General features: G+C 72.3%; 18 protein-coding genes. 12 read left to right on the top strand and 6 right to left on the bottom strand.

Going from position 1 to position 26361, the window contains the following annotated elements; translation table 11 throughout:
• Positions 1-7: 7 nt before the first annotated feature.
• The 5 genes from KU893_RS04670 (at position 8) to KU893_RS04650 (ending at position 5786) form a co-directional block, all read left to right on the top strand.
• Positions 8-871 carry a hypothetical protein gene (locus tag KU893_RS04670; protein WP_218233182.1) on the top strand — a complete coding sequence of 288 codons (864 nt, stop codon included), beginning with the start codon at positions 8-10 and terminating at the stop codon, positions 869-871.
• Positions 872-1127: 256 nt separating this feature from the next.
• Complete coding sequence (pdhA, locus tag KU893_RS04665; RefSeq protein WP_218233181.1) at positions 1128-2261, top strand: pyruvate dehydrogenase (acetyl-transferring) E1 component subunit alpha; 1134 nt, start codon at positions 1128-1130, stop codon at positions 2259-2261.
• Entirely contained in the window at positions 2258-3235 is a 978-nt protein-coding gene (locus KU893_RS04660; RefSeq protein ID WP_218233179.1) for an alpha-ketoacid dehydrogenase subunit beta, read from the top strand. Before pdhA ends, KU893_RS04660 begins: the two co-directional genes overlap by 4 nt.
• A gap of 15 nt (positions 3236-3250) precedes the next feature.
• Positions 3251-4627 (top strand): dihydrolipoamide acetyltransferase family protein, encoded by a 1377-nt coding sequence (locus KU893_RS04655; RefSeq protein WP_218233178.1) that lies wholly within the window; start codon positions 3251-3253, stop codon positions 4625-4627.
• 169 nt (positions 4628-4796) lie between these two features.
• The gene (locus KU893_RS04650; RefSeq protein WP_218233177.1) at positions 4797-5786 is read left to right on the top strand and encodes a serine/threonine-protein kinase; all 990 of its coding nucleotides are present in this window, start codon (positions 4797-4799) and stop codon (positions 5784-5786) included.
• Here the strand turns inward: KU893_RS04650 and KU893_RS04645 are convergent.
• The 4 genes from KU893_RS04645 to KU893_RS04630 all read right to left on the bottom strand — a co-directional run bounded on the left by KU893_RS04645 (position 5773) and on the right by KU893_RS04630 (position 11290).
• A complete protein-coding gene (locus KU893_RS04645; RefSeq protein ID WP_246591957.1) occupies positions 5773-7293 on the bottom strand; it encodes a hypothetical protein in 1521 nt (506 codons plus the stop codon). The genes KU893_RS04650 and KU893_RS04645 overlap by 14 nt on opposite strands.
• A gap of 76 nt (positions 7294-7369) precedes the next feature.
• Positions 7370-9160 (bottom strand): alpha/beta fold hydrolase, encoded by a 1791-nt coding sequence (locus KU893_RS04640; protein ID WP_218233175.1) that lies wholly within the window; start codon positions 9158-9160, stop codon positions 7370-7372.
• Entirely contained in the window at positions 9157-9756 is a 600-nt protein-coding gene (locus tag KU893_RS04635) for a TetR/AcrR family transcriptional regulator (RefSeq protein WP_218233174.1), read from the bottom strand. Before KU893_RS04635 ends, KU893_RS04640 begins: the two co-directional genes overlap by 4 nt.
• Positions 9757-9820: 64 nt before the next feature.
• Positions 9821-11290, bottom strand: a complete 1470-nt coding sequence (locus KU893_RS04630; RefSeq protein WP_218233173.1) for a M1 family metallopeptidase — start codon at positions 11288-11290, stop codon at positions 9821-9823.
• 125 nt (positions 11291-11415) lie between these two features.
• On the opposite strand from KU893_RS04630, the gene KU893_RS04625 reads away from it, so the two are divergent.
• The 3 genes from KU893_RS04625 to KU893_RS04615 all read left to right on the top strand — a co-directional run bounded on the left by KU893_RS04625 (position 11416) and on the right by KU893_RS04615 (position 19285).
• Positions 11416-13998 (top strand): amidohydrolase family protein, encoded by a 2583-nt coding sequence (locus KU893_RS04625; RefSeq protein WP_218233171.1) that lies wholly within the window; start codon positions 11416-11418, stop codon positions 13996-13998.
• A 179-nt stretch (positions 13999-14177) separates the two neighbouring features.
• Positions 14178-17483 carry a heterodisulfide reductase-related iron-sulfur binding cluster gene (locus KU893_RS04620; protein WP_218233170.1) on the top strand — a complete coding sequence of 1102 codons (3306 nt, stop codon included), beginning with the start codon at positions 14178-14180 and terminating at the stop codon, positions 17481-17483.
• Between the two features lie 173 nt (positions 17484-17656).
• Positions 17657-19285 carry an AMP-binding protein gene (locus KU893_RS04615; RefSeq protein WP_218233169.1) on the top strand — a complete coding sequence of 543 codons (1629 nt, stop codon included), beginning with the start codon at positions 17657-17659 and terminating at the stop codon, positions 19283-19285.
• 36 nt (positions 19286-19321) lie between these two features.
• Here KU893_RS04615 and KU893_RS04610 read toward each other — a convergent pair whose 3' ends face one another.
• Entirely contained in the window at positions 19322-20308 is a 987-nt protein-coding gene (locus KU893_RS04610) for a type IV toxin-antitoxin system AbiEi family antitoxin domain-containing protein (protein ID WP_218233168.1), read from the bottom strand.
• 161 nt (positions 20309-20469) lie between these two features.
• On the opposite strand from KU893_RS04610, the gene KU893_RS04605 reads away from it, so the two are divergent.
• The gene (locus tag KU893_RS04605) at positions 20470-22587 is read left to right on the top strand and encodes a CocE/NonD family hydrolase (protein ID WP_218233167.1); all 2118 of its coding nucleotides are present in this window, start codon (positions 20470-20472) and stop codon (positions 22585-22587) included.
• 10 nt (positions 22588-22597) lie between these two features.
• Here the strand turns inward: KU893_RS04605 and KU893_RS04600 are convergent, their stop codons facing one another.
• Complete coding sequence (locus tag KU893_RS04600; RefSeq protein ID WP_218233166.1) at positions 22598-23371, bottom strand: IclR family transcriptional regulator; 774 nt, start codon at positions 23369-23371, stop codon at positions 22598-22600.
• A 69-nt stretch (positions 23372-23440) separates the two neighbouring features.
• Here KU893_RS04600 and KU893_RS04595 point away from each other — a divergent pair, with 69 nt between their 5' ends.
• From KU893_RS04595 to dmpG, 3 genes are read left to right on the top strand one after another with little or no spacing between them, the layout of a single operon-like run.
• Entirely contained in the window at positions 23441-24250 is an 810-nt protein-coding gene (locus KU893_RS04595; RefSeq protein WP_218233164.1) for a 2-keto-4-pentenoate hydratase, read from the top strand.
• Positions 24251-24252: 2 nt separating this feature from the next.
• Entirely contained in the window at positions 24253-25209 is a 957-nt protein-coding gene (locus KU893_RS04590; RefSeq protein WP_218233163.1) for an acetaldehyde dehydrogenase (acetylating), read from the top strand.
• A complete protein-coding gene (dmpG, locus tag KU893_RS04585; RefSeq protein WP_218233162.1) occupies positions 25206-26258 on the top strand; it encodes a 4-hydroxy-2-oxovalerate aldolase in 1053 nt (350 codons plus the stop codon). The genes KU893_RS04590 and dmpG overlap by 4 nt, the downstream gene beginning before the upstream one ends.
• The last annotated feature ends 103 nt before the right edge of the window (positions 26259-26361 follow it).

Raw genomic sequence — 26361 nt, 5'->3', positions numbered from 1 at the left:
CACGCGCGTGAGTGACCAGTTCCCCCCACCTGGGCAGCCGGGCGAACAGCCCCCGACCCAGATGGCGCCGCCCGCGGGTGGCGCTCCTGTGCCTCCCTACGGTGCCCCGGGCCAGCCGGCCCAGCCGGGCTACCCCCCACAGCCTCCGGCCCCCGGCTACCCGCAGCAACCACCGGCGCAGGGCTACCCGCAGCCCGGCTACCCCGCGCAGCCGCCCGCTCCCGGGTACCCGGGAGCCGGCTATCCCGGCGGACCGGGCTACCCCGGTGGGCCCGGCGGTGGCTTCCCGGCCCCGCCGACCGGCGGGGGCGGGGGCAAGAAGGGCCTGGTCGTCGCGATCGTCGCAGGCGTCGTGGTCCTCGTCCTCGGTGTGGTGGCGGTGCTCGCCTTCACCGTCTTCGGCGGTGACGACGACAAGCCGTCCGCCAAGGACGACGAGACCTCCGAGACGACCGAGGCGACCGACGAGACCGATGATCCGGACGAGCCGACCGACGAGCCGACGACCGAGGACACCGACGGCGGCGACCTCGACGCGGTGCCGACCGACGACCCCACCATCACCGCGCGGGCCTTCCTCGACTCGCTGCTCGAGGGCGACTGCCTCGCGGTCGAGGGCCTGAGCACGCCGGCCTACTTCGCCTCGGAGTTCACCGACCAGGCGGGTTGCGAGGCCGTGGCCGGCAACCTGGAGATGTCCAACGCCGAGTACGACTTCAAGGACCCGGAGACGACCGCCGACGCCTTCGTCGTCAACGTCTACGGCGACGTCTACGCGCCGAGCACGGGCAAGACGCTCGTCTCGACCTGGGCACTCGACGGCAGCACCGGCTCCTGGCTGGTCAGCGGCTACAGCTACGTCGAGAAGTGACGCGGGGGTACGACGGCGCGGCTCCCCGTGCCGTCGTACCGCTGGGAGGACCGGGCGCCCGGACCGCCGTCCGGTTCGCCACCCCGGCGCCACCCCGGTGCCGGAGACCACGGACCGGACAGGGAGGCGGGTATCGTGGCAGGCGATGGTGTGCTCCGGATCACACGTCACGCCACCCCTGTGACGGACCCGGAACACGGACCGAACCGACCCGGGCCGCGGCGATCCCGCAGGCGGCGGAGGCAAGGAGTGGCGAATGACCGACCCCGTCTTCGGACCGGCCCCCGAGCGCGTACCTGACCCCGAGCTCGTCCAGCTCCTCACCCCCGAGGGCGAGCGCGTCCACCATCCCGGCTTCGACGTCGACTTCACGGCCGACGAGCTGTGCGGGTTCTACCGCGACATGGTGCTGGTGCGGCGCCTGGACATCGAGGCGACCGCGCTGCAGCGCCACGGGGAGCTCGGCCTGTGGGCCCAGCTGCTCGGTCAGGAGGCCGCGCAGATCGGGGCCGGCCGTGCCCTCGCCCCGCAGGACTTCGTCTTCCCGACCTACCGCGAGCACGGCGTCGCCTGGTGCCGCGGGGTCGACCCGGTCCGGCTGCTCGCCCTGTTCCGGGGCGTCGACCAGGGCAGCTGGGACCCGGCCGAGCACAACTTCGGCCTCTACACGATCGTCATCGGCGCGCAGACGCTGCACGCCACCGGCTACGCCATGGGCGTCCAGCGCGACGGCCTGGTCGGCACCGGTGAACCCGAGCGCGACACCGCGGTCGTCGCCCACTTCGGCGACGGCGCCTCCTCGCAGGGCGACGTCAACGAGGCGTTCGTCTTCGCCGCGTCCTTCAACGCGCCGGTCGTCTTCTTCTGCCAGAACAACCAGTGGGCGATCTCGGAGCCGTTCGAGCGGCAGTCCCGGATCCCCCTCTACCGCCGCGCCCACGGGTTCGGCTTCCCCGGCATCCGGGTCGACGGCAACGACGTGCTGGCGACGTACGCCGTCACCAAGGCCGCGCTGCAACGGGCCCGGGAGGGCCAGGGGCCGATCCTGATCGAGGCCTACACGTACCGGATGGGTGCCCACACCACCACCGACGACCCGACCCGCTACCGGCTCAGCGACGACGTCGAGCACTGGAAGCTCAAGGACCCGATCGCGCGGCTGGAGGTCTACCTGCGCCGCAACGGCCTGGCCGACGACGCGTTCCTCGCCGACGTCGCCGCCCAGGCCGACGCCCTCGGCGAGCGGATGCGCCGCGAGTGCCACGCCCTGCCGGACCCCTCGCCCCACGACCTGTGGGACCTGGTCCACGCCGAGAAGACGGCCGAGCTCGCGGCCCAGCAGGCGGAGTACGACGCGCACGCCGCCTCGTTCGAGGAGGTCTCGTCATGACCACGATGACCCTGGCCAAGGCGCTCAACGCCGGCCTGCGCAAGGCGATGGAGGCCGACGACAAGGTCGTGATCATGGGGGAGGACGTCGGCACCCTCGGCGGCGTCTTCCGGATCACCGACGGCCTGCAGAAGGACTTCGGCGACGCCCGGGTCATCGACACCCCGCTGGCCGAGTCCGGCATCGTCGGCACCGCCGTCGGCCTCGCGATGCGCGGCTACCGCCCGGTCGTCGAGATCCAGTTCGACGGCTTCGTCTACCCGGCCTACGACCAGATCGTGTGCCAGGTCGCCAAGCTGCACTTCCGCAGCCTGGGCCGGGTGAGGATCCCGATGGTCATCCGGATCCCGTTCGGCGGCGGCATCGGCGCCGTCGAGCACCACAGCGAGTCTCCCGAGGCGCAGTTCGTGCACACGCCCGGCCTCAAGGTGGTCGCCTGCTCCAACCCGGCCGACGGCTACGCGATGATCCAGCAGGCGATCCACGCCGACGACCCGGTCGTCTTCCTCGAGCCCAAGCGGCTCTACCACTCCGCGAAGGCCGACGTCGACGAGTCGGCGCCGGCCGCGCCGCTGTGGCAGTCGCGGGTCGTGCGGCCCGGCTCCGACGCGACCCTCGTCGCCTACGGGCCGACGGTCTCCACGTGCCTCGATGCCGCGACGGTCGCGGCCGAGGAGGGCCGCTCGCTCGAGGTCATCGACCTGCGCACCCTCTCCCCGCTCGACCTGGTCCCGGTCCACGAGTCGGTGCGTCGTACCGGACGCCTGGTCGTGGTCCACGAGGCCCACGTGACCCTCGGTCTGGGGGCCGAGATCGCCGCCCGGGTCACCGAGGAGTGCTTCCACTCGCTCGAGGCGCCGGTGCTGCGCGTCGGCGGCTTCGACACCCCCTACCCGCCCGCCCGGATCGAGGAGGCCTTCCTGCCCGACCTCGACCGGGTCCTCGACGCCGTCGACCGGACCTTCGGGTTCTGAGGAGTCTGAACTGACATGGCTGACCTGGCTGACCTGGCTGCCCGCGAGTTCAAGCTCCCCGACGTCGGCGAGGGCCTCACCGAGGCCGACATCGTCGCCTGGCGGGTCAAGGTGGGCGACGTCGTCGCCGTCAACGACGTCGTCGTCGAGATCGAGACCGCCAAGTCAATCGTCGAGCTGCCCTCGCCGTACGCCGGTCACGTGCTCGCGCTGCTCGCCGCCGAGGGCGACACGGTCGCGGTCGGGACGCCGATCATCCGGATCGGTGAGCCGGGCGCGGCGCCCGCGGCCCCGCCGCCGGCCTCCGAGGTGCCGACCGCGCCGACCACGCCGGCGGTGACGGTGTCGGCGGAGCCCATCGACACCAACATCCCGCCCGAGGGCAATGCCACCCTGGTCGGCTACGGCCCCAAGCAGCGCGCCCTCAAGCGGCGCGCCCGCAAGTCGGGCTCGAACCCCGTGGTCGAGGAGGCCGCGCCGCAACCGTCGCGAGACCCGCGCCCGGTCCGGGCCCTCGCCAAGCCGCTGGTCCGGCGCCTGGCGCGCGACCTCGGCGTCGACCTGACCGCGCTGGTGCCGACCGGGCCCAAGGGCACGGTCAGCAAGGAGGACGTGCTCGCCGCCGCCGGCTCGGCCGCGCCCACCGCGCCCGGCCGCGCCCATGCTGCGTCGCCGGTCGCCGTCGACCCCGCCGGCCGCGAGACCCGCGAGCCGATCAAGGGGGTCCGCAAGAACATGGCCGCCGCGATGGTCGCCTCCGCCTCCACAGCGCCCCACGTCACCGAGTGGGTCACCATCGACGCCACCGCCACCGTCGAGCTGGTCGACCGGCTGCGCGAGCGCCGCGAGCTCGCCGGCGTCAAGGTCAGCCCGCTGCTCGTCGTCGCCCGCGCGTGCCTGCTCGCGCTGCGGCGTACCCCGCTGATCAACTCGACCTGGGACGAGGCCGCCCAGGAGGTCGTGGTCAAGCACTACGTCAACCTCGGCATCGCCGCCGCCACCCCACGCGGCCTGGTCGTCCCCAACGTCAAGGACGCCCACGCCCTCTCCCTCGTCGAGCTCGCCCAGGCGCTGGAGGCGCTGACCGCCACCGCCCGTGAGGGCCGCAGCCAGCCGGCCGACCTGACCGGCGGCTCGTTCACGATCACCAACGTGGGGGTGTTCGGGGTCGACGGCGGTACGCCGATCATCAACCCCGGCGAGTCGGCGATCCTGTGCCTCGGTGCGATCAAGGCGCAGCCGTGGGTCGTCGGCGACCAGGTCGTGCCGCGCCAGGTGATGACCCTGTCGCTGTCCTTCGACCACCGCCACATCGACGGCGCCACCGGCTCCCAGTTCCTCGCCGACGTCGCCGACCTGGTCAGCGACCCCGCCACGGCGCTGGTCTTCTAGCTCGTTGAGTCGTCACTTTCTCCCGTTGAGTCGTCACTTTCTCCCCTTGAGCTGCCACCAGGTGGCCACTCAACTGAAGGTCGTGACGACTCAACGGGAGAAAGTGACGACTCAACAGGGGTGGGGAGAACCGTTCGCCAGCGTCGGACCCGGCGGGTAGAACGACGAGGTGCCCCTGCCGCCCGACCCGGCTGACCCGGCTGACCCGGCTGACCATCCTGACCGGCTCGGTCCCTACCGGATGGTGCGGTGCCTCGGGCGCGGCGGCATGGGCACGGTGTACGACGCCCTCGACACCTCGCTCGGCCGCCACGTCGCGCTCAAGCTGATCGTCCCCGAGCTCGCCGACGACCCGGACTTCCGCGCGCGGTTCGTGCGCGAGGCCCAGGCCCAGGCGTCGCTCGACTCTCCCCACGTCGTCCAGGTGTTCGCCCACGGGGAGATCGACGGGCGGCTCTACCTCGCCACCCAGCTGGTGCCCGACGGTGACCTGGGAGCGGCGCTGCGCCGGCACGGCAGGCTGCCCGTCGCCGAGGCGGTCGACGTGGTCGCGCAGGTGGCCGACGGGCTGGCCGAGGCCCACCGGGCGGGCCTGGTCCACCGCGACATCAAGGCGTCCAACGTGCTGCTGCGCCGTCGCGGCACCCACACCGTCGCCTACCTCGCGGACTTCGGCATCGCCGTCCCGGCGCGGGGCGACGCGGCCGTCGACGACGTCCGGGCCCTGGTCCAGCTGCTGCGGGAGGTGATCGCCGACGCGCCCGGCGCCGGCCCGCCGCGTCTCGCGCGGGTGCTGCGTGAGCCGCCGACCACCGCAGCAGCCCTCCGCGACGCCCTGCGGGCCGGTGAGCCGGCCCGGCCGTCGCGTCGCTGGCCGCGCCGCTGGTCGCGCCGGTGGCTGGCAGTTGCCTGCGCGGCCGGCGTCGCCTGTGCGCTGGCTCCGGTCGCCGGGATGGTCGACCGCCGGCCACCCGAGCAGGACCCCGTCGCCGCGCTCGCTCGCAGCCTCGAGCAGGAGGCCGGTCTCGACCCGGCGACCGCCCGCTGCACCGCCCGGTCGCTCGCGGCCACGCACCGCACCGAGGAGCTCGAGGACCTCCCCGTCGACGACGTCCTCGGCGCGGCCGCCGCCTGCCTGTGGCGCCCTACCCGTCGGTGAGCCGGATCAGCCCGACGATCGTGGCGACGTACAGCGCTCCGTCGGGGCCGAGGTAGATCGACGCGTAGTGGTTGTTCCACTGGATGCCCGTGCCGGTCAGTCGGTTCCAGCGGGTCTCACCCGTGCGGATGTCGATGGCCGTGACGTACCACGGGTCGACCGGGTTGCCCTGCGGCTTGGAGTACACGTAGAGGAGGCCGTTGCCGAGGGAGGCCTTCGGCACCGACGTCGGCGCGGTGGTCGGGTTGGTCCAGGCGACGTGGCAGCCGTCGGGGTCGATCATCACCCGCGAGACGCCGGGCGTCGTGGACCTGCCGAGCAGCGTGGACTGCACGCCGGCGTACCCGTAGTTGTTCTCGATGATCAGCGACTCGCCCGCGGCGACCAGGCTGTTCTCGGTGGTGCTCGCACCCGGCGCCAGCACCGGGATCGAGCAGTGCTCGCGGTCGGTGACCCCCTTGCGGCGGTCGTAGACGAGGACGTGGCTGCGCGGCTCGGCGTTGTCGGCGATCGCGATCCAGCGCTCGCCGATCAGGGTCGGTGACGTACCGGAGCCCTGCGAGAGCATGCCCGGCTTCTTCGCGCTGCCGCGGTCGTACGGGATCGCCCAGGTGATCTCGGGGGTGCCGTCGGCGGTCGCGTCGAGCCGGTACGACTGGTGGGTCGACACGAAGTAGACGCCGCCGGTCTCGTCGGTGGAGACCGAGTTGAAGATCCCCTCGCCGTCCGGCAGCTCGCGCGCCTTGACGGCGCCGGTGGTGCGGTCGAGGGTGCCGACCGTCCCTTGCTGGCTGAACCACCAGACCCGGCCGGCCCAGTCGACGCCGGTCGCCACCAGGCAGTCGTCGGCGGCGAGGTGCGCGGCGAGCGGCCAGGTCCGCCCCCGGGTGAGGGAGCCGTCGGCGTTGACGGCGACCTCGGCGATCGAGGAGTCGGTCGTCGTGGCGTACGCGCGGTCCTGGCCGTCGAGGAAGAAGTAGGTCCCGCCACAGATGTCGGTCAGCGGGTTCGCACCCGAGAGCAGGTCGCGCCGCGAGAGCCGCAGCTGGGAGACCGCGTGCAGCGTGACCGGGTCGATCACCATCAGGGTGAAGCCCTCGAGCCCGCCGCACAGCCCGACGATCCGGTCGTGCGAGTCGAACGCCATCGTCGCGCACTCCCGGATCCCGTACGACGCGGTGCGCACCTGCAGGTTGCGCCCGAGCGGCCCCGACACGGCGTAGGCGTCGGAGCTGTAGGGGTCGTTGTGCATGCTGCTGCGCCCGTTGGGCGCCAGGTGCGGGTTCTGGGGGACCGGCGCCACCGCGAGGGGCTGCGCCGTGACCGGAGCGCCGGTGAAGCGTGGCGCGAGCAGGTCGGTCGGCAGCGACGGGATGGGCAGGCCGGGGATCGTCGGCAGGGCCGGCAGGCCGGGCAGATCGAGGTCGGCATGGGCCGGCGCGGAGGGCAGGGCGCCGAGGGACAGGGCGAGGGCAGCGGCGAACACCTCGGCCGCGACGCGGAGCATGCGCACCCGGGGAGGGTAGAACGCGTTCCAAGTGCGGGGGAAGGGGGTGCGCGAGGCTCGGTCGCCGGGTCCGCCGTCACACGATGGATCCCTGGACGAGGTCGACGAGGGCAGCGCCGTGGGTCAGCTGCGGATGGTGCCCGGCGCCCGGCACCGAGATCAGCTCCACGTTCGGAAGGGACGCGAGCTGCTCGACCGCGGCCGGGGAGAGGGGGTCTTCGCTTCCCGTGACGATGCGGACCGGGCCGCTGAATCGTCCCAGCGCGTCGCGCAGCTCGGTGCGCCACTGCTCCGATCCCGCGCGAGCGAGCTGCTCGGCCACCCGGGGGGCGCTGCGTCGCCGTAGGTCCTTGACGCTGGACCGGAGCGCGCCCGCGTTCACCTTCGCGCCGGTCAGCTGGCGGGACAGCCGCACCGGGTCGGTGTGGCGCAGGTAGGTCCGGACGAGCGGGCGAAGCCTGGTCGCGGCGCCGCTGGGCGCCTGGAGGAAGAACGGCGCGACCAGCGTGAGGGACTCCACCTGCTCCGGGAAGCGGTCGGCGGCGACGACTGCCGCAGCCGCGCCGAGGGAATGGCCGATCAGGTCCGTTGCGTCCGCCAGCACGGCCGGCAGCCACTGTTCCCAGTCCTGGATGCCGGCCCCGTCGCTGAGGCCGAGGCCGGGCAGGTCGACGACGCGGGCGCCGATTCCGGCCGCGGTGTCGGCCCAGGTGTCGGCGTTCGCGGGCAGGCCCGGCAGGATCAGCCGGCTCGATCCGGGTACGCCGAGCTCGAACGTCCGCAGGCCGCCGGCGGTGACGAACCGACGGCTCCCGGCCGGGGCGGCGCCGAAGCGATGGGCAGCGAGATGGTCGGCCCACCGTTCGAGGGACACCAGTACGTCAGGCATCCGGATCCCGTGCCGGTCGGCGAGCTCGCGGGCGGGCTCGGTCGGGTAGCGGTCGGGGGAGAGGAAGGTGAGTGTCTCGGGATCTGCCTGGGTGATCCACCGCGGCAGCCGCTTGATCACGCCGACCGGCATCCGCAGGCGGGGGACCTTCGCGCCGAGGTGGCGGCCCACGTGGGTGAGCAGGTCTGCCAGCGGCGGGGTGTCGTCGTCGAGGACCCAGTAGGCCCGCTCCGCTGCTGCCGGGTCGACGGCCGCCGCTGCCATGAATGCCGCGAGGTGGTCGACCGTCACGACCGGGAGGAACGTCGACTCGTTGCCGGGCAGCGCGGATGCCGAGCCGTCCCAGATCTGCTCGATGGTGGTGGCCAGGCCGATGTGCTGGTCGGACTCACCGGTCACGCTGTCGCCGATCACGCTGGACGGGTTGACGATGGTCCAGGGGACGCCGCGCTCCCGGGCTCGGGCCTGGAGGATCGCATCGGACTCGACCTTCGAGGCCTCGTAGGCGCCGAGCTCCTCGTAGACCGCTGTGCGGTGCTCGTCGGACCACGGGATCGAGGACGGGTCCTGCCCGCCGACGCGGTAGCCCGAGACGTGCACGAGCCGCTGGAGGGCGGGGAGGTCGCCGGCGAGGTCGATCAGCCTCTCGACGATGCCGACGTTCGCGCTGCGTGCCTCGCGGGCGGTCATCCCGAACCGGTAGGAGCCGGCACAGTTGTGGATCTCGGTCACGTCCGCAAAGGCCGCCGGGCCGCCGGCGACGATCTCGGCAGCCTCGAAGTCGACGACTGTGGTCCGGATGGTCCGGGTCAGGCCGTGCTCACCGAGCCACTGCTCCAGCCGCGCTCCGGACTCGGCGGTCCGCACCGCCGCGGTCACCTCCGCGCCGGCCTCGGCGAGGGTCAGCACGAGATGCCGGCCGACCAGCCCTGAGGCCCCGAAGACCAGGGCGTGGCGGGGGTCTGCGCGCGGCGTCACCGTGTCCCTCCCGCGGGGTGGCAGCGCAGGTCGATGAGCTCGGCGACGACGTCGGCGGCGGACGTCAGCGGCTGGGTGCTGTGCAGGGCGCGCGAGACGATGACCGCCCCCTCGATGGTCGAGACGACGACCGTCGCCAGCGACCGGGCCTCGTTCGCGGCGACGCCGCTGGCTTCGAGGAACGCCGCCGTCGGCGCGATCCACGACTCGAAGGCGGTCGCGCACGCGTGTCGCAGTCGCTCGCTCTCGGCACCCATCTCCAAGGTGACCACCGAGACCGGGCAGCCCAGCCGGAAGTCGCTCTCGCTGACGATCCTCGTCAGGGCCTCGACCGCGCTGCGGACAGCCCCGGCCGGGCCGTCCGCAGCGGCGGCGGCCTCGGTGATGAGCGCCTCGAACCGCTGGGCCGCGAGCTCGACCGCCGCGACGCCCAGGCCTTCCTTCCCCTCGGGGTAGTGGAAGTAGATCGACCCCTTGGGCGCCGCGGCATGGTCGATCACCGCGTTGAGTCCCGTGCCGCTGTAGCCGCTGGTCTGGATGAGCTCGAGCATGGACTCGGCGAGCCGCGCCTTCGTCAGGGCGCCCTTGGATGTCATGACCCCAGAATAGACCGGTCTACATATTTTGCAACAAGGAAGCGTCCCGCCGACCGGGCCCGCCCTAGTCGCGCGGCGGGGTGTCGGGATCGAGCAGCCACCGGTCGAAGAAGCTCGACAGCTCCTCGCCGGTCGTCTCCTCGATCCAGTCGACGTACTCGCGCCGGTCGGCGGTGCCGTTGGCCTCCCGGGCCGGCCACTCGCGCAGCACCTCGAAGAACCTCTTCTCGCCGATCCGCTCGCGCAGCTCCTGCCACATCAGCGCCGGCCCGTAGTAGATGTTGCCGTCGCCGAACCGGTTCGGGTCGAAGGCGCCCGGGGGGCCGGAGGCCGCGCGCAGGTCGGACTCGAAGTCGGCCCACTGGTCGAGCTTCCGCACGACGGTGATGCCCTCCTGCTCCGCCTCCCACATGCCTTGGAGGTACATCGCCATGCCCTCGTTCATCCACACGTCCGACCAGTCGGCGGGGGTCACCGTGTCGCCGTACCAGTGGTGCGCGGCCTCGTGGACCAGGACCGCCTCCGAGAGGCTGTATGGCGTGTCGCCCAGCGTCACCATGGTCTGCGTCTCCATGCCGCTGTCGTTGTCGACCACGACCACCCCGAAGCTGTCGAACGGGTACGGGCCGAGCAGCTGCTCCAGCCAGTCGACCGCGTCCGGGGCGGAGCCGGTGTCGCCGGGCAGCGGGTCGCCGTCGGCGTCGGTCCAGACCTGGATCGGTACGCCGCTCGCCGACGCCAGGTCCGTGCGCTGGAAGTCGCCGAACGCCACCGTCACGAGGTACGACGCCGCCGGCTCCGCGAGGTGCCAGCGGTTGATGCTCTGCCCGTCCTGCGTGGTCGTGGAGGCGAGCACCCCGTTGGCGACGCCGGCCATCGGTGCGGGCACGGTCAGGGTGAAGTCGTAGAGCGCCTTGTCGGAGGGGTGGTCGTTGACGGCGTACCAGGTGAACGCGCCGTACGGCTCCTGCAGGGTCCAGGTTTCGTGCTCCGCGGTGATGCTCCACCCGACCCCCTGGGCGAAGTCGCCGCGCTGGCTCGGGGCGGGGGCCGTGGCCGGCGTGCCGGCGTACTCGAGGACGAGTTCGTACTGCTGGTCGGCGGTGATCGGGTGCGCGATCGTGAGGTCGTTGCCGCGGACGCTCACCTCGGCGGGCGCGCCGTCGAGCGTCGCACGCGAGATCGCGAGCCGCTCGTTGAAGTCGAGCGGGATCCGGTCCGCGTCGCCGGCCGCGCGGAAGGTGAGGGTCTCGCGCGCGCTCAGCCGGTCGTGGCCGGGTGCCCAGGTGAGGTCGAGGTCGTAGTGCAGGGCGTCGACGAGCGGGTCGCCGATCTCGGGGTAGACCGTGTCCCTGCGGGTGTCGCTGCGGGCGATCGCGAGGTCCCCGGCGGCGGCGGTGTTGCTGGGGGAGTTGGTTGGCGCGGCGGAGGCGGTCCGGCCCGCACCGGCCGGGCGGTCCGGGGCTGTGCCGGCGCAGGCCGCGAGCGCCAGGCAGCAGGCCGCCACTCCCAGGACACCCGCAGACTTCCGCATGGGCGCATCATGCCGTCCCCCGAAATCTGACAGCGATTCATCTTTGCCGTCACCTCGGGCCCGGACCTTCGTTGGACCCGTGATCGGGGTCACTGCCGTGCGCCCCGGAACGGGGAGGTGGAGTGGTGGACGCAGCACAGGTCACAGCGCAGGACGCAGCACCGGCAGGCCCGCGCGGGTGGCAGCGGGTCGGGCTCGCCGCGGTGGTCGCGCTGTCCGTGGTCGGGGTCGCGCTCGCCGTACCCGCGACCGGCTCGGGCGACGGCACCGCGTCGTTCGCCGCGGCGGCCGAGCAGCGCAAGTCCGATCTCGGTGTGCCCCACGACGACGGCCTCCTCCCGGCCCACGACCACAACGACCCGCGGACCAAGAACGAGGTCGCGCGCGGCCTCGCGGTCGGCGAGGACGTCGTCGACCCCACCACCGCCCGCGAGCGCCGGGCCGCGGCGGCGTACGTCGACACCGAGCGCGCGCTGCCCGACCCGAAGCTGGTGCCGACCCCGGCCTACCCGGCCCGGAGTGCCGTGCCCGCCGACCGGTACGCGATGGCCGGCGGCTGCTACACGCTCAACGCCGACGGCGCCTCCTTCGGCCCCTACTACTTCAAGGCCACCCGGCTGGGCGGCTACCTGCTGCACACCCAGGCCGGCGAGCTCACCCGTGGTGGTACCGGTGCCGTGAGCGTCGCCGCCAAGCCCAGCCCCCAGGCGGACTGGACCGTCACCGGCGGCAACGGCAGCTTCACCCTGCAGATCGACGGCGCCGGCGCGCTCGTCGCCCAGGGCGGCACGCTGACCACCGGCGCCTCCGGCACCGTCTTCCGAGTCGCGCTCGCGGGCGGCTGCCCGGAGTACCCCGAGGCCGACATCAACGTGACCGGGGAGCCGTTCGGCGGCGCGGCGCCGTACCAGGAGGTGCGCGGGTTCGTCGACGCCCACACCCACGGCATGGCCTTCGAGTTCCTCGGCGGCAAGGTGCACTGCGGTCGCCCCTGGCACGAGTACGGCGCGCCGTACGCCCTCGTCGACTGCGCCGACCACACCGTGACCGGTGGCAAGGGTGCGCTGCTCGAGTCGGTGTTGTCCGGCAAGCCGTCCCACGACCCGGTGGGCTGGCCGACCTTCAAGGACTGGCCGGCGCCGGAGTCGCTGACCCACGAGGGCACCTACTACCGGTGGCTCGAGCGGGCCTGGCGCGGTGGCCAGCGGCTGTTCGTCAACCTGCTCGTCGAGAACAACAAGCTCTGCCAGCTGTACCCGCTGAAGAAGAACTCGTGCGACGACATGACCTCGATCCGGCTCCAGGCCAAGGACATGCGCACGATGCAGGATTACATCGACGCGCAGTTCGGCGGCCCGGGCCGTGGCTTCTACCGGATCGTGAAGGACCCGTTCGAGGCCCGCCGCGTCATCAACGCCGGCAAGATGGCGGTCGTCATGGGAATCGAGACCTCGATCCCCTTCGGCTGCACGTACAAGACCCTGCTCGGCCGGGACTTCCCGGCCTGCACCAGCGCCGAGATCGACGCGAACCTCGACGAGATGCAGGCGCTCGGCGTACGCCAGATGGAGCTGGTCAACAAGTTCGACAACGCGCTCGCCGGTGTCGCCGGCGACGCCGGTGCGATCGGCCCGCTGGTCAACGCCGCGAACTTCCTCGAGACCGGCACCTTCTGGGCGATGGAGCACTGCGAGCCCGCCGACGGCGAGTCGGCCGACAACCCCCAGATCACCCTGCCCGACATCACCGCCGGCCAGCAGGACGCGCTCTTCGGCGCGCTCGGCAAGGTGCTCGGCCTGCTCCCGGCGGTGCCGCTCTACCCGCAGCCCGCGCACTGCAACAAGCGCGGCCTGACCGACCTCGGCGTGCACACGATCGAGGGCCTGGCCAAGCGGAAGATGGTCTTCGACCCCGACCACCTCTCGGTCAAGGCGCGCGCGGCGTCGATGGACGTCGTCGAGGGGCTGAGGTACCCCGGCGTGATCTCCAGCCACTCCTGGTCGACGCCCGACACCTACCCGCGGATCTACAAGGCGGGCGGGTTCATCACGCCGTACGCCGGCGACTCGACCGGCTTCGTCGCGAAGTGGCGTCGCCACCTCGGCTGGGCCGACCCGCGCTACTACTTCGGGTTCGGCTTCGGCGCCGACATCAACGGCCTCGGCGCGCAGGGCAACCCGCGCGGGGCCGACGTACCGAACCCGGTGCGCTACCCGTTCACCGGCCTCGGCGGGGTGCGGGTCGACCAGCAGCGGGCGGGGCAGCGGGTCTGGGACATCAACACCGACGGCGTCGCGCAGTACGGCCTCTACCCCGACTGGGTCGAGGACCTGCGCCAGGTCGCCGAGGCGCAGCACCCCGGCGACGGCGCCCGGATCGTCGACGACATGTCCCGCGGCGCCGAGGCCTACCTGCAGATGTGGGAGCGGGCGTACGGCGTCCAGCCCGACTCCTGCCGCAACCCCGACCTGCGGATGTCGCTGGCGCAGGCGAAGAAGCTCGGCAAGCGGATGGTCCGCAAGCGTCTGACCACCGACCAGGTGATCGCCCGGGTCGGACAGCCCTACCAGCGCCTCGACCGGCAGTTCACCTTCTGCGCGAAGGCGACGAAGGTCCGGGGCAACGGGACCCGGAAGACGGTCAAGGTGAGCGTGGTCGTGAAGCTCCGGGCCAACGGGACCGTGAAGAGGATCAGGTTCCGCCGGTGAGGCGCGGATCACGGCGACCGGAAGTTACCTACCGGTAGTATCCGACCCGCCCGCCGTGTCCGCGCACGTGGGTAAGGCTTGCCTATGCCGATCGGAACCGCCCGTCGGCACTAGGCTCGTCGGGCGCACTCCTGTGCGCGCCCCTTGACTCCCTCCCGGATGAGGAGCTGTTGGACACCATGCAGATCGTTGCGATCGTCGTCTCCCTGGCCGTCTCGGTCGTCGCCGTCGTACTGACGGCACGTGCCGTCAGCGCCATGCTCGGCGTGATCAAGCGCGGCCAGCCGGCGCCCGGGCGCACCGGCAACCCGGTCGGTCGCACGCTGACGATGCTCAAGGAGACCTTCGGCCACACGCGCATGCTGCAGTGGACCTGGGTCGGCATCCTGCACTGGTTCGCCTTCGCCGCGTTCATCGCGCTCTCCACCGCCGTCGCGGCCGCGTTCCCGCAGCTGTTCAAGCCGGACTGGACGATCCCGGTCATCGGCAAGTGGGTCGGCTACGAGTGGACCGCGGAGCTGCTCGGCCTCCTCGGCACGGTCGCGATCATCCCGCTGATCATCTACCGGCTCACCCACAAGCCCTCGCAGCTCGGTCGCCGCAGCCGGTTCTTCGGCTCCACCATGTGGCAGGCGTACTTCGTCGAGGCGATGGTCCTCCTCGAGAGCTCGGCGATCCTGTTCATCCGCGGCGCCGAGTACAACCTCGCGCAGGCGCACGGCGGCGAGCACGCCGAGCACGCGACCGGTGCCCACTTCCCGATCTCGCAGGCCTTCGGCAACCTGTTCCCCACCGGCCACGACTCGATCGGCACGTTGGAGAACATCATCTTCTTCATCGCGATGGTGAAGATCGTCTCCGCGATGGTCTGGCTGATGGTCATCTCGACCAACCTCACGATGGGCGTCGCCTGGCACCGCTTCACCGCCTGGTTCAACATCTGGTTCAAGCGTGAGGAGAGCGGTCGTACGGCGCTCGGCGCGGTCAAGCCGCTGACCTCCGGCGGCAAGCCGGTCACCCTCGACGACGTCGACGACCTCGACGAGGACGCCGTCCTCGGCGTGGGCTCCATCTGGGACTTCTCCTGGAAGGACATCCTCGACTTCACGACCTGCACCGAGTGCGGTCGCTGCCAGTCGCAGTGCCCCGCGTGGAACACCGAGAAGCCGCTCTCGCCCAAGCTGATGATGATGGCGATGCGCGAGCACGCGTACGCCGCCGCCGGTGGCGTCGAGGGCGCCGCCGAGAAGGCACTCGTCGGCAAGGCCGACGTCGACGCCGGCGAGTGGTTCTACAACCCCGAGGGCGGCGACTTCGTCGTCGACGAGGACGCCCTGTGGGCCTGCACCAACTGCGGTGCCTGCGTCCAGCAGTGCCCCGTCGACATCGAGCACGTCGACCACTTCGTCGACATGCGCCGCTACCAGGTGCTCGTCGAGTCGAACTTCCCCTCCGAGCTCAACGGCCTGTTCAAGGGCCTGGAGAACAAGGGCAACCCGTGGAACATGTCGCCCACGGCGCGCCTCGACTGGGCCAAGGACCTGCCGTTCGAGGTCAAGGTCGTCGGCGACGCGATCGAGGACCTCGAGTCCGTCGACTGGCTGTTCTGGGTCGGCTGCGCCGGCGCCTACGAGGACCGGGCGAAGAAGACCACCCGTGCCGTGGCCGAGCTGCTCGACCTCGCCGGCGTCTCCTTCGGCGTCCTCGGCAACGGTGAGACCTGCACCGGTGACTCCGCGCGCCGCGCCGGCAACGAGTTCGTGTTCCAGGGCCTGGCCCAGCAGAACATCGAGACGCTCACCGACGCCAAGGCGAAGAAGGTCGTCTCGACCTGCCCGCACTGCATGAACACCCTCAAGAACGAGTACCGCCAGCTGGGTCTCGAGCTCGAGGTCATCCACCACACCCAGCTGCTCAACCGCCTCGTGCGCGAGGGCAAGCTGACCCCGGTGGCCACCGGTGCCGGCGCGCACCAGCGCAAGATCACCTACCACGACCCGTGCTTCCTCGGTCGTCACAACCAGGTCTACACGCCCCCGCGCGACCTGCTGCAGATCCTCCCCGGCGCCGAGCTCGCCGAGATGGAGCGGTCGGCCGAGCGGTCCTTCTGCTGCGGCGCCGGCGGTGCCCGCATGTGGATGGAGGAGACCATCGGTGAGCGGATCAACCTGAACCGCACCGCCGAGGCGGTCGGCACCGGCGCCGACCAGGTCGCCGTCGGCTGCCCCTTCTGCCGCGTGATGCTCTCCGACGGCCTGACCAAGATGCAGGCCGACGGCGAGGCGCGCGAGGAGGTCGAGGTCCTCGACGTCGCGCAGATGCTGCTCGCGTCGGTCAAGGGCGAGCAGGCCACCAAGCTGCTGCCCGGCGAGGGCGCCCCGCTGCAGCCCGTCGCCAAGGCGGCGCCGGCCGCTCCGGTGGAGACCAAGGCGGAGCCGGAGGCCGGCGACGTCACGATCACCGAGGACACCGTCGTCGCCACCGAGGACGTCGGTCCCGCCGCGAAGGCGTCGGGTGGTTCATCGATGTTCGACGACCCGGGCTCGATGTTCGACACCCCGGCCCCGGCTGCCGCTCCGGCTGCGCCCGAGGCGAAGGCGGCTCCGGCCGAGAGCGGTTCGCTCTTCGACGACCCTGGCTCGCTGTTCGACACGCCGGCTCCGGCTCCGGCTGCTGCGGCTGCTGCGGCTCCGGCCGAGGACAAGCCGGCCGCTCCCGCGGGCGGTGGCTCGCTGTTCGACGAGGGCGGTTCGCTGTTCGACACCCCGGCGCCTGCTCCGGCAGCCCCCGCCGCGGAGACCCCGAAGGCCGAGCCGGCGCCCGCGCCGACCACCGACCTCGGCGCCGGCGGCTCGCTGTTCGACCTGGCCGCTCCCGCCGAGGCTCCGAAGGCGGACGCTCCGAAGGCGGAGGCTCCGAAGGCGGAGGCTCCGAAGGCGGAGGCTCCGAAGGCGGAGGCTCCCGCCCCGGCTGCGCCTGCGCCGTCCGTCGACCTCAACGCCGGTGGCTCGCTGTTCGACATCGCCGCCCCCGCCGAGACCCCGGCTGCGCCGGCGCCGGCAGCCGAGCCCGTCGCCGCCGAGCCCGAGCCGACGCTCGCCGAGCCGGCGGCGCAGGCCGCTCCCGCCGCGCCTGCCGCGGCACCGGCCACGGACGTGGACATCAACGCCATGGGCTCGCTGTTCGACATCGCCGCCCCCGCGGCCCCGGCTCCCGCCCCGGCCGCCCCGGCCGCCCCGGTCGCCGCGGAGCCCGAGGTCGTCGCCGAGCCCGAGCCGGCCCCGGAGCCCGAGGCTCAGCCCGAGCCCGAGCCGGAGCCCGTGGTCGAGCCGGAGCCCGTGGTCGAGGCGGAGCCCGTGGTCGAGGCGACCCCCGCCCCGGCAGCCCCCGCGGCCCCGGCCGTCCCGGCGTCGTACTCCGGCGCGGCCCACCAGCCGCGTACGGACGTCGACATCAATGCCGCGGAGTCCCTCTTCGACCTCTGAGCGGGTCCCAGGAGCCCCATCCGTCACCGCGGGTGGGGCTTTCCTGCGCTTGTCAGGGGTTGCAACCCCTGACAAGCGCATGGATCCCCGGATGTCCGGGGATCCCTGCAGCGCGGCCGCCCACCTCCTTTCGGGGGGTGTGACGGCGGTCACCGGCGCGTCACCATGGGGGCATGACGGAGTTCTCGTACGCCGCCGGTGAGACCACGACCCCCCTGCTGGACGAGACCATCGGGGCCAACCTCGAGCGCACGGTCGCCCAGTGGCCGGACCGGGAGGCGCTGGTCGAGGTGGCGAGTGGTCGCCGGTGGACCTGGCGCGAGTTCGACCACGCGGTCGACGAGGCGGCGCGGGGTCTGATCGGGCTCGGGATCGCGAAGGGCGACCGGGTCGGGATGTGGGCGCCGAACTGCGCCGAGTGGACGATCGTCCAGTTCGCCGCGGCCAAGGCCGGCGCGGTCCTGGTCAACGTGAACCCGTCGTACCGCACCCACGAGTTCGCGTACGCCGTCAACCAGTCCGGCCTGCGTCTGCTGCTCGCCGCGACCGGCTTCAAGACCAGCGACTACCGGGGCATGGTCGAGGAGGTCGTCGGCAAGGGCGAGGTGCCGGGCCTCGAGCAGACCCTGTACGTCGACAGCGACGACTGGCAGCGTCTGGTCTCCGCCGGCGCGGACCTGCCCGCCGACGCCCTGGTCGAGCGCCAGCGCGCGCTCACCCCCGACGACCCGATCAACATCCAGTACACGAGCGGCACCACCGGGTTCCCCAAGGGCGCGACGCTGAGTCACCGCAACATCCTCAACAACGGTTACTTCGTCACCGAGCTGATCGGGTTCAGCGAGCAGGACCGGCTCTGCATCCCGGTGCCCTTCTACCACTGCTTCGGCATGGTGATGGCCAACCTCGGCTGCGTCACGCACGGCGCGACCATGGTCATCCCGGCTCCCGGCTTCGATCCCGCCGTCACGCTGAAGGCGGTCCAGGACGAGCGCTGCACCGCGGTCTACGGCGTCCCGACGATGTTCATCGCGATGCAGAACACCCCCGACTTCGACGCCTACGACCTCACCACCCTGCGCACCGGCATCATGGCCGGCTCGATCTGCCCGGTCGAGGTGATGAAGCGCTGCATCAACGACATGCACATGGCCGAGGTGTCGATCGCCTACGGCATGACCGAGACCAGCCCGGTCAGCTGCCAGACCCGCGCGGACGACGACCTCGACCGTCGTACGTCGACGATCGGCCGCGCCGCTCCCCACGTCGAGATCCGGATCGTCGACCCGGCGACGGGGGAGACCGTGCCGCGCGGCGAGCCGGGCGAGTTCTGCACCCGTGGCTACTCGGTGATGCTCGGCTACTGGAACGACGACGCCAAGACCGCCGAGGCGATCGACGCCGACGGCTGGATGCACACCGGCGACCTCGCGGTCATGCGCGAGGACGGCTACTGCAACATCGTCGGCCGGATCAAGGACATGGTCATCCGCGGCGGCGAGAACATCTACCCGCGCGAGATCGAGGAGTTCCTCTACACCCACCCCGACGTCGAGGACGTCCAGGTCGTCGGCGTCCCCGACGAGAAGTACGGCGAGGAGCTCTGCGCCTGGGTCCGCCTCCGGGCCGGCGCCGATCCCCTCGACGCCGACGCCGTGCGCGCCTTCGCGACCGGCAGGCTCGCGCACTACAAGATCCCGCGCTACGTCCTGCTCGTCGACGAGTTCCCGATGACCGTCACCGGCAAGATCCGCAAGGTGGAGATGCGGGAGCGGTCCACCGAGATCCTCGGCCTGGGCTGACGCCGCCCGGAACGGGGAAGTCCCGATGCACCTGCTTCACCCGGACTTCCCCATTCCGCCGATGACGGCCGGTGGACACGCGGGACAGGGGTGCGGCTGGCCGCGCCATCCGCGGCCCTGGAACAGTCGGGCCAGGCGCCACGCCGTGGCACAGCCTCGCTCGAACACCTGGCCGTAGCCGAGACGCACGGTGTCCTGCAGGGTGAGGGCGGCGTCGAGGTCCCGGTCGAGGTCGCGGTCGCGGTCGGCGAGCGCCGAGTGGAACAGGCGTCCGTCCAGCTCGACGATCTGACGCCACCGGGGCTGCTCGCCGCCGTACCGGACGTCGCGGAACACCCGACGACCGTTCCCGCCGGTGTCGGCCACCTGACGCAGGCCTCGCGGGAGGCCATGGGGGCGCTCGACCCGGGTCAGGTAGCCGTGCTCCAGGACTGAGCAGGTGCCGAGCGCCACGTCCGCGAGCACGTCGCGCAGCCACGCCCGTCGGTGCAGACGCGCGGTTGCCTCCAGGCTGGCCAGGAGGCGAGCGGCGGTGGTCCGCCGGCCCCCGCACGCGTCGGCGATCACGGCGATCGCCGCGAGGTCGGTCGATGCCGCGTCGGCCACGGCGAGGAGGGCGTCGTCGTAGCGCATCCGCGGCGGAGAGAGGTTCCGCTGCACCGCGACGTCGAAGCGGCGCAGGCGGGTCACGACGACGCCGGTCGGCGCGACCACCCTTCGCCGGTGCGGGACCACCACCTCGATCGGGAGCCCGTCGACGCCGCGTCGGCCCGGGCCCTCATGGGCCCGCAGTGCCGAGATCCCGCCCAGCGCCGACGGTCCGCACGCGAGGACGGCGGCCCACGCGCGTTGGCGCCAGGTGAGGGGACCGGTGTGGTGGACGTACACACCGGGGTGGACCGGTGTCCATTCCCGCCGGCGGACCCGTCGGGCGATCTCGTGGTTCTCGAGGCCGCAGGCCCTGGCCTGGCGCCGGCTGATGACGCCGTCTTGTCGCTCCATGAGCTCGGCGAGTCCGTTCATGCACCTGTGCTTGTCCAGGCCCGTGACGCGGCAATCCCGGGGGCTGACGTCCTGTGGACAACCCGCCCCCCGCAGAGGGACCACCCCCGAGGAACGGTGACGCGTGACCGACGCCACGACCGGCTCGTTACCCGTGGGTACACCCACGGGAGGGAATCCGGATGACCGACCTCGACACGCGCCGCCTCGCCATCGACCCCCGGCGGCGGCGCCGGCTCACTGCTGCCCTCGCCGGCGCCGGCCTCGCCGCCGCCCTGGTGCTCCCGGTCGCCGGGGGCGCGCTCGGTGCGACGGGGACCACCGCCGCGCAGCACTCCGCCGCGCGAGGCGCCGCGAGCGCCGCGAGCGCCCCGGTCGCGCAGAAGCCGAAGAAGTGCGCGAAGGCGAAGCAGGCCAAGAAGAAGCAGGCCAAGAAGAAGCGCAGGTGCGTCAGGGCGCAGCAGGCCGCGGCAGCGACCGCCGCCCCGACCGGCAGCGGTTCCGCAGGCAACACCGCCCCGGCCCCGGGCCCCGCTCCCGCGGCCGCTGCGTGGAGCCCGCGCCCGGCGGTCTACGACGCGAGCGTCACCACCCGCGACCTCCCGATCACCATGGACGACGGCGTGGTCCTGCGCGGCGACCTGCAGCGCCCGGCCGGCGCCGACGGCAAGCCGGTGACCACGCCGCTCCCGGTCATCGTCACGATCACCGCCTACAACAAGACGGTCCTCTCGGCCGGTGCGGGCGCGACCCTCGCCGGTGCCGACCCGGGCTACCTGGTCCGGCGCGGCTACGCGCAGCTCACCGTCGACGCCCGCGGCACCGGCAGCTCGCAGGGCCAGTGGGCCGCGTTCAGCGCCCGCGAGGGCAAGGACGCCGGCGCGATCGTCGAGTGGGCGGCCTCCCAGCCGTGGAGCAACGGCAAGGTCGGGATGACCGGCGCGTCGTACATGGGCATCTCCCAGCTCTTCGCCGCGGCCCGCAAGCCGAAGGGCCTCAAGGCGATCTTCCCGCAGGTCCCGGCGGCCGACGTGTACCGCGACGTCGTCGCCTCCGGAGGCCAGATCGACGTCGGGTTCATCCCGCTGTGGCTCGGGCTCGTCACGGCGACCGGCGTGCTGCCGCCGGTGTACGGCCTCCAGGAGCCGCAGGCCGGCTTCAAGACGGCCCTCGACCACCTGCAGGGTGCGCTGGGCTTCACCCTGCCGCTGATGACCCAGGCGGTGCTCGGTGGCGACCCGGCGTACGACGGTGCGTTCTACCGCGAGCGCTCACCGATCGAGGTGCTCGACGACGTCACCGTGCCGACCTTCCTCGTCGGCGGCGAGTTCGACCTCTTCCAGCGCGGCACCCCGCTCGTCTTCGAGCGGCTCCAGCAGCGCGGCATCCCGACGAAGCTGATCCTCGGCCCGTGGGACCACCTCCAGGGCTCGGCCGGCGCCGAGGTCGGCAAGGCGGGCTACGGCTCGCTCGCCGAGCTGCAGCTGCGCTGGTTCGACCAGTACCTGGGCGGCATCGACGGCCGGCTCGACCAGATCGCGCCGCTCACCTACTTCGAGCAGGGCTCCGGGACGTGGGTGCGCAAGGCGAAGTGGATCGACAGCGACCTGTCCGCCCGCAGCTACCGGCTCTCCGGCGATGCGGCGGTCGGCGGCAAGGCCGGCGTGCTCACCACGGGTACGGCGAGCGCCGGGTCCGCGGTCGTCCCGCCGGTCCCGGTCACCGGGCTGTGCACCCGCTCGGCCAACCAGTGGACCGCGGGCCTGCCGAACGTGCTGCTCGAGGACCTGCCCTGCTTCAAGGACAACCAGCTCAACGACCTCGGCGGCGTCACCTTCGACACCGCACCGCAGGCCGCCGACGTGCACTTCCAGGGTCCGCTCAACGCCCGGCTCTACGTCTCGACACCGACCGGCGACGGGATGCTGTCGGTCGCGGTCGAGGACGTCGCGCCCGACGGCACGGTCACCCGGATCAGCGGCGGCTGGCAGACCATCGCCCACCGCAAGCTCGACGAGAGCCGCTCGCGCTACCTCGACGGCCAGCTGCTCCAGCCGTACCACCCGTTCACCCGGGCGGCGAAGGCCAAGCTGCCGGCCGGCGAGATCGCGCCCGTCGACGTCGAGGTCTTCCCGACCGGTGCGGTGGTCGCGAAGGGGCACCGGCTGCGGATCGCGGTGCAGGCGTTCGACGTACCGCACCTGCTCTCGCCGGCCCCCGACCTGCTCGGCCAGCTGGTGCCGGTCACCGTGCACACCGGCCCGCAGTACCCGTCGGTGCTGACGATGGCGGTGCGCTGACCCTGCCGTCCTACAACCCGCCCGGGCGGCGGGCCAGGGTGCTCGCGAGCGCCGTGGCCGCCGCCCGGACCGCGTTTTGGTGGGCCTCGGGACGGAACCGGCCGACCGGCCCGGTCACGCTGATCGCGGCCAGCGCACTCGCCCCGTCGGTGTCGAGCACCGGCGCGGCCACGCAGAGCAGGCCCGGGGTCGACTCCTCGCGCTCGAACGCCAGCCCGGTCTCCAGGGCCCGCCCCAGCTGCTGCTCCAACAGCCCGGGCGCCACCACCGTGTGCGGCGTACGCCGGGGGAGCGGGCCGGACAGCACCGCCGCGCGGACCGCGGGCTTGGTGTGCGCGAGCAGCACCTTGCCGATGGCGGTGCAGTGCATCGGCATCCGGCCACCGGTGCGCGAGGGGCTGCGGGCCTGCCGGTGTCCGCCGATCTTCGCGACGTAGACGACCTCGGTGCCGTCGCGGACGCCGAGGTGGACGGTCTCGTGGGTGCGCTCGTAGAGGTCCTGCAGGAAGGGCATCGCGACCTCGAGCAGGGTCCGCTCGGTGGCGGCGCGCATGCCGAGCTCGAACAGCCCGCCGGCGAGTCGGTAGCCGTGGTCGGTCTTCTCCAGCAGCCGGTGGTGCACCAGGTCGCCCGCGACCCGGTGGACGGTGCCCTTCGGCAGACCGGTACGCCGGACCAGCTCGGCGAGGGGGAGCAGCCGGTCCTCCGGGCCGAAGGCGCGCAGCAGGGCCACCGCCTTGCCGAGGACGGTGTCGAGGTCCCCGTCGCCCGCGTGCTCCGCCACCCGCACAGCGTACCGCTGAGTGGAACGCCCGGTTGGCCGCGGGACACCGGGCGGGCCGAGAGTAGGGCCATGACCGAAACCCTCGACACCGACGCCGCCGTCGGTGCCGCCGCCGAGCGGCTGCACACCGCGCTGGTCCGCAACCAGCCGTGCGCCCCGATCCGCGACCTGATCGGCGAGCGCGACATCAACCTCGCCTATGCCGTGCAGCAGCAGCTCAACGCGCACCGCATCGCCGCCGGCGCGAGTGTCGTCGGCCGCAAGATCGGCGCGACCTCCGAGGCCGTGCAGAAGCAGCTGGGCGTCGACACCCCCGATCTCGGCGTGCTCTTCGACGACATGGAGTACGACGCCTCCGCCCCCATCGACATCAGCGGCCTGCTGCAGCCGAAGGTCGAGGGCGAGATCGCCTTCGTCCTCAAGGCCGACCTCGCCGAGGGCGACCTCGACCTCGACCAGGTCGCCGCGGCCGTCGACTACGCCGTCGCCGCCATCGAGGTGTGCGACAGCCGGATCGAGGGCTGGGACATCAGCTTCGCCGACACCGTCGCCGACAACGCCTCGGCCGGCGGCTACGTGCTCGGCACCGAGCGCCGTACCCTCGACGACTTCTCGCCGAAGGACGCCGCCATGGCGATGACCGTGACCGGCCAGGACGACTCGGTCGGCACCGGCGCCGCCTCGCTCGGCGACCCGCTCGTCGCCCTGCAGTGGCTGGCCCGCCAGGCTCGCGACCTCGGTGACCCGCTGCGGGCCGGCCAGGTCGTGCTCTCCGGCGCCCTCGGCCCGATGCGTCCCGCCGCCCCCGGCGCCGACGTCGAGCTCAGCATCGACGGACTCGGCTCCGTCGCCATCAGCTTCAACAAGTCGGAGGTATGACCATGACCAAGACTGCCAAGACGAAGGTGGCCATCATCGGGTCCGGCAACATCGGAACCGACCTGATGATCAAGATCCTCCAGACCGGGCAGCACGTGGAGATGGGGGCCCTGGTCGGCATCGACCCCGACTCCGACGGCCTCGCCCGTGCCCGCGACCTCGGTGTCGCGACCACCCACGAGGGCGTCGAGGGCCTGATGGCCCTGCCCGGGTTCGACGACATCGAGATCGTCTTCGACGCGACCTCGGCCAAGGCGCACCTGCACAACGACGCCCTGCTGCGCCCGCTCGGCAAGCGGCTGATCGACCTCACGCCGGCCGCGATCGGCCCGTTCGTGGTCCCGGCCGTCAACATCGACGAGCACCTCGACGCGGCCAACCTCAACATGGTCACCTGCGGCGGCCAGGCCACCATCCCGATCGTGGCCGCGATCTCCCGCGTCGTCCCGGTCGAGTACGCCGAGATCGTCGCCTCGATCTCCTCGAAGTCCGCCGGCCCGGGCACCCGCGCCAACATCGACGAGTTCACCGAGACCACGTCGGGTGCGATCGCGCAGGTCGGTGGGGCCAAGCGCGGCAAGGCCGTCATCATCCTCAACCCGGCCGAGCCGCCGCTGATGATGCGCGACACCGTCTTCGCCCTCGTCCACGCGCCCGACCCGGCCGTGCACGACGAGATCCGCGCGAGCGTCGAGAAGATGGTCGCCGACGTGGCGGCGTACGTTCCCGGCTACCGGCTGGTCCAGAAGGTCCAGATCGCCGAGATCCCCGCCGACCAGCCTGTCGAGACCCTGCTGGTCGACGGCTCCGAGCGCCCGACCCACCAGGTGTCGGTGTTCCTCCAGGTCACCGGGGCCGGCCACTACCTCCCGGCGTACGCCGGCAACCTCGACATCATGACCTCGGCCGGCCTGCAGGTCGCCGAGCGGATCGCTGCTGCCAAGGAGGCTGCGCTGTGAGCACGACCGCCGAGAAGACCAAGATCTTCGTCCAGGACGTCACCCTGCGCGACGGCATGCACGCGATCCGGCACCGGATCTCGCCGGCCGACGTGAAGCGGATCGTCGTGGCCCTCGACGAGGCCGGCGTCGACGCCCTCGAGGTCGCCCACGGCGACGGCCTCGCCGGCGGCTCGGTCAACTACGGCCCCGGCTCGCACACCGACTGGGAGTGGCTCGAGGCCGCCGCATCGGTGCTGAAGAACGCTCGGCTGACCACCCTGTTGCTGCCCGGTGTCGGCACCGTCCACGAGCTCAAGCGCGCCTACGACCTCGGCGTCCGCTCGGTCCGGATCGCCACCCACTGCACCGAGGCCGACGTCTCCGCCCAGCACATCGCGGCCGCTCGCGAGCTCGGCATGGACGTCTCCGGCTTCCTGATGCTCTCCCACATGGCCGAGCCCGAGCAGCTCGCCCAGCAGGCCAAGCTGATGGAGTCGTACGGCGCCCACTGCGTCTACGTCACCGACTCCGGCGGCCGCCTCACCATGGACGACGTCGCCGCCCGCGTGCAGGCCTACCGTCGCGTGCTGGACGCGGAGACCGAGATCGGCATCCACGCCCACGAGAACCTCTCGCTGTCGGTCGCCAACTCCGTGGTCGCCGTCCAGAACGGCGTCTACCGGGTCGACGCCTCCCTCGCCGGGCACGGCGCGGGAGCCGGCAACTGCCCGATCGAGCCCTTCATCGCGGTCGCCGACCTGATGGGCTTCGAGCACGGCTGCGACGTCTTCAAGCTGCAGGACGCCGCCGACGACATCGTCCGCCCCCTCCAGGACCGCCCGGTGCGGGTCGACCGCGAGACGCTCACCCTCGGCTACGCGGGTGTCTACTCCTCGTTCCTGCGGCACGCCGAGCGCGCCGCCGAGCAGTACGACGTCGACGTCCGCGACATCCTCATGGAGTGCGGCCGCCGGCGTCTCGTCGGTGGTCAGGAGGACATGATCGTCGACATCGCGCTGACCATCGTCGCCGAGCGCGAGGCCGCCCTCGAGGGCGCGGCGGTCTGACCCTCGCTCCGCCATCCCCCCGAATCGTTCGATCGAACGGTTCGGGGGGATTCTCGGGCCGCAGATCCCCCGAACCGTTCGATCGAACGATCGGGGGGACGAG

Source organism: Nocardioides daeguensis, from assembly GCF_019192965.1.
Lineage (GTDB): Bacteria > Actinomycetota > Actinomycetes > Propionibacteriales > Nocardioidaceae > Nocardioides > Nocardioides daeguensis.
The sequence above is the reverse complement of the archived record's forward strand: the minus strand, read 5'-3'. Positions and strand labels throughout refer to the sequence as shown.

What these genes read in the sequence shown, in the direction of transcription:
- pdhA (WP_218233181.1), top strand. Translation starts at nt 1,128, where the DNA reads ATGACCGACCCCGTCTTCGGACCGGCCCCCGAGCGCGTACCTGACCCC.
- KU893_RS04660 (WP_218233179.1), top strand. Translation starts at nt 2,258, where the DNA reads ATGACCACGATGACCCTGGCCAAGGCGCTCAACGCCGGCCTGCGCAAG.
- KU893_RS04655 (WP_218233178.1), top strand. Translation starts at nt 3,251, where the DNA reads ATGGCTGACCTGGCTGACCTGGCTGCCCGCGAGTTCAAGCTCCCCGAC.
- KU893_RS04645 (WP_246591957.1), bottom strand. Translation starts at nt 7,293, where the DNA reads ATGCTCCGCGTCGCGGCCGAGGTGTTCGCCGCTGCCCTCGCCCTGTCC.
- KU893_RS04635 (WP_218233174.1), bottom strand. Translation starts at nt 9,756, where the DNA reads ATGACATCCAAGGGCGCCCTGACGAAGGCGCGGCTCGCCGAGTCCATG.
- KU893_RS04630 (WP_218233173.1), bottom strand. Translation starts at nt 11,290, where the DNA reads ATGCGGAAGTCTGCGGGTGTCCTGGGAGTGGCGGCCTGCTGCCTGGCG.
- KU893_RS04620 (WP_218233170.1), top strand. Translation starts at nt 14,178, where the DNA reads ATGCAGATCGTTGCGATCGTCGTCTCCCTGGCCGTCTCGGTCGTCGCC.
- KU893_RS04615 (WP_218233169.1), top strand. Translation starts at nt 17,657, where the DNA reads ATGACGGAGTTCTCGTACGCCGCCGGTGAGACCACGACCCCCCTGCTG.
- KU893_RS04610 (WP_218233168.1), bottom strand. Translation starts at nt 20,308, where the DNA reads ATGAACGGACTCGCCGAGCTCATGGAGCGACAAGACGGCGTCATCAGC.
- KU893_RS04605 (WP_218233167.1), top strand. Translation starts at nt 20,470, where the DNA reads ATGACCGACCTCGACACGCGCCGCCTCGCCATCGACCCCCGGCGGCGG.
- KU893_RS04595 (WP_218233164.1), top strand. Translation starts at nt 23,441, where the DNA reads ATGACCGAAACCCTCGACACCGACGCCGCCGTCGGTGCCGCCGCCGAG.
- KU893_RS04590 (WP_218233163.1), top strand. Translation starts at nt 24,253, where the DNA reads ATGACCAAGACTGCCAAGACGAAGGTGGCCATCATCGGGTCCGGCAAC.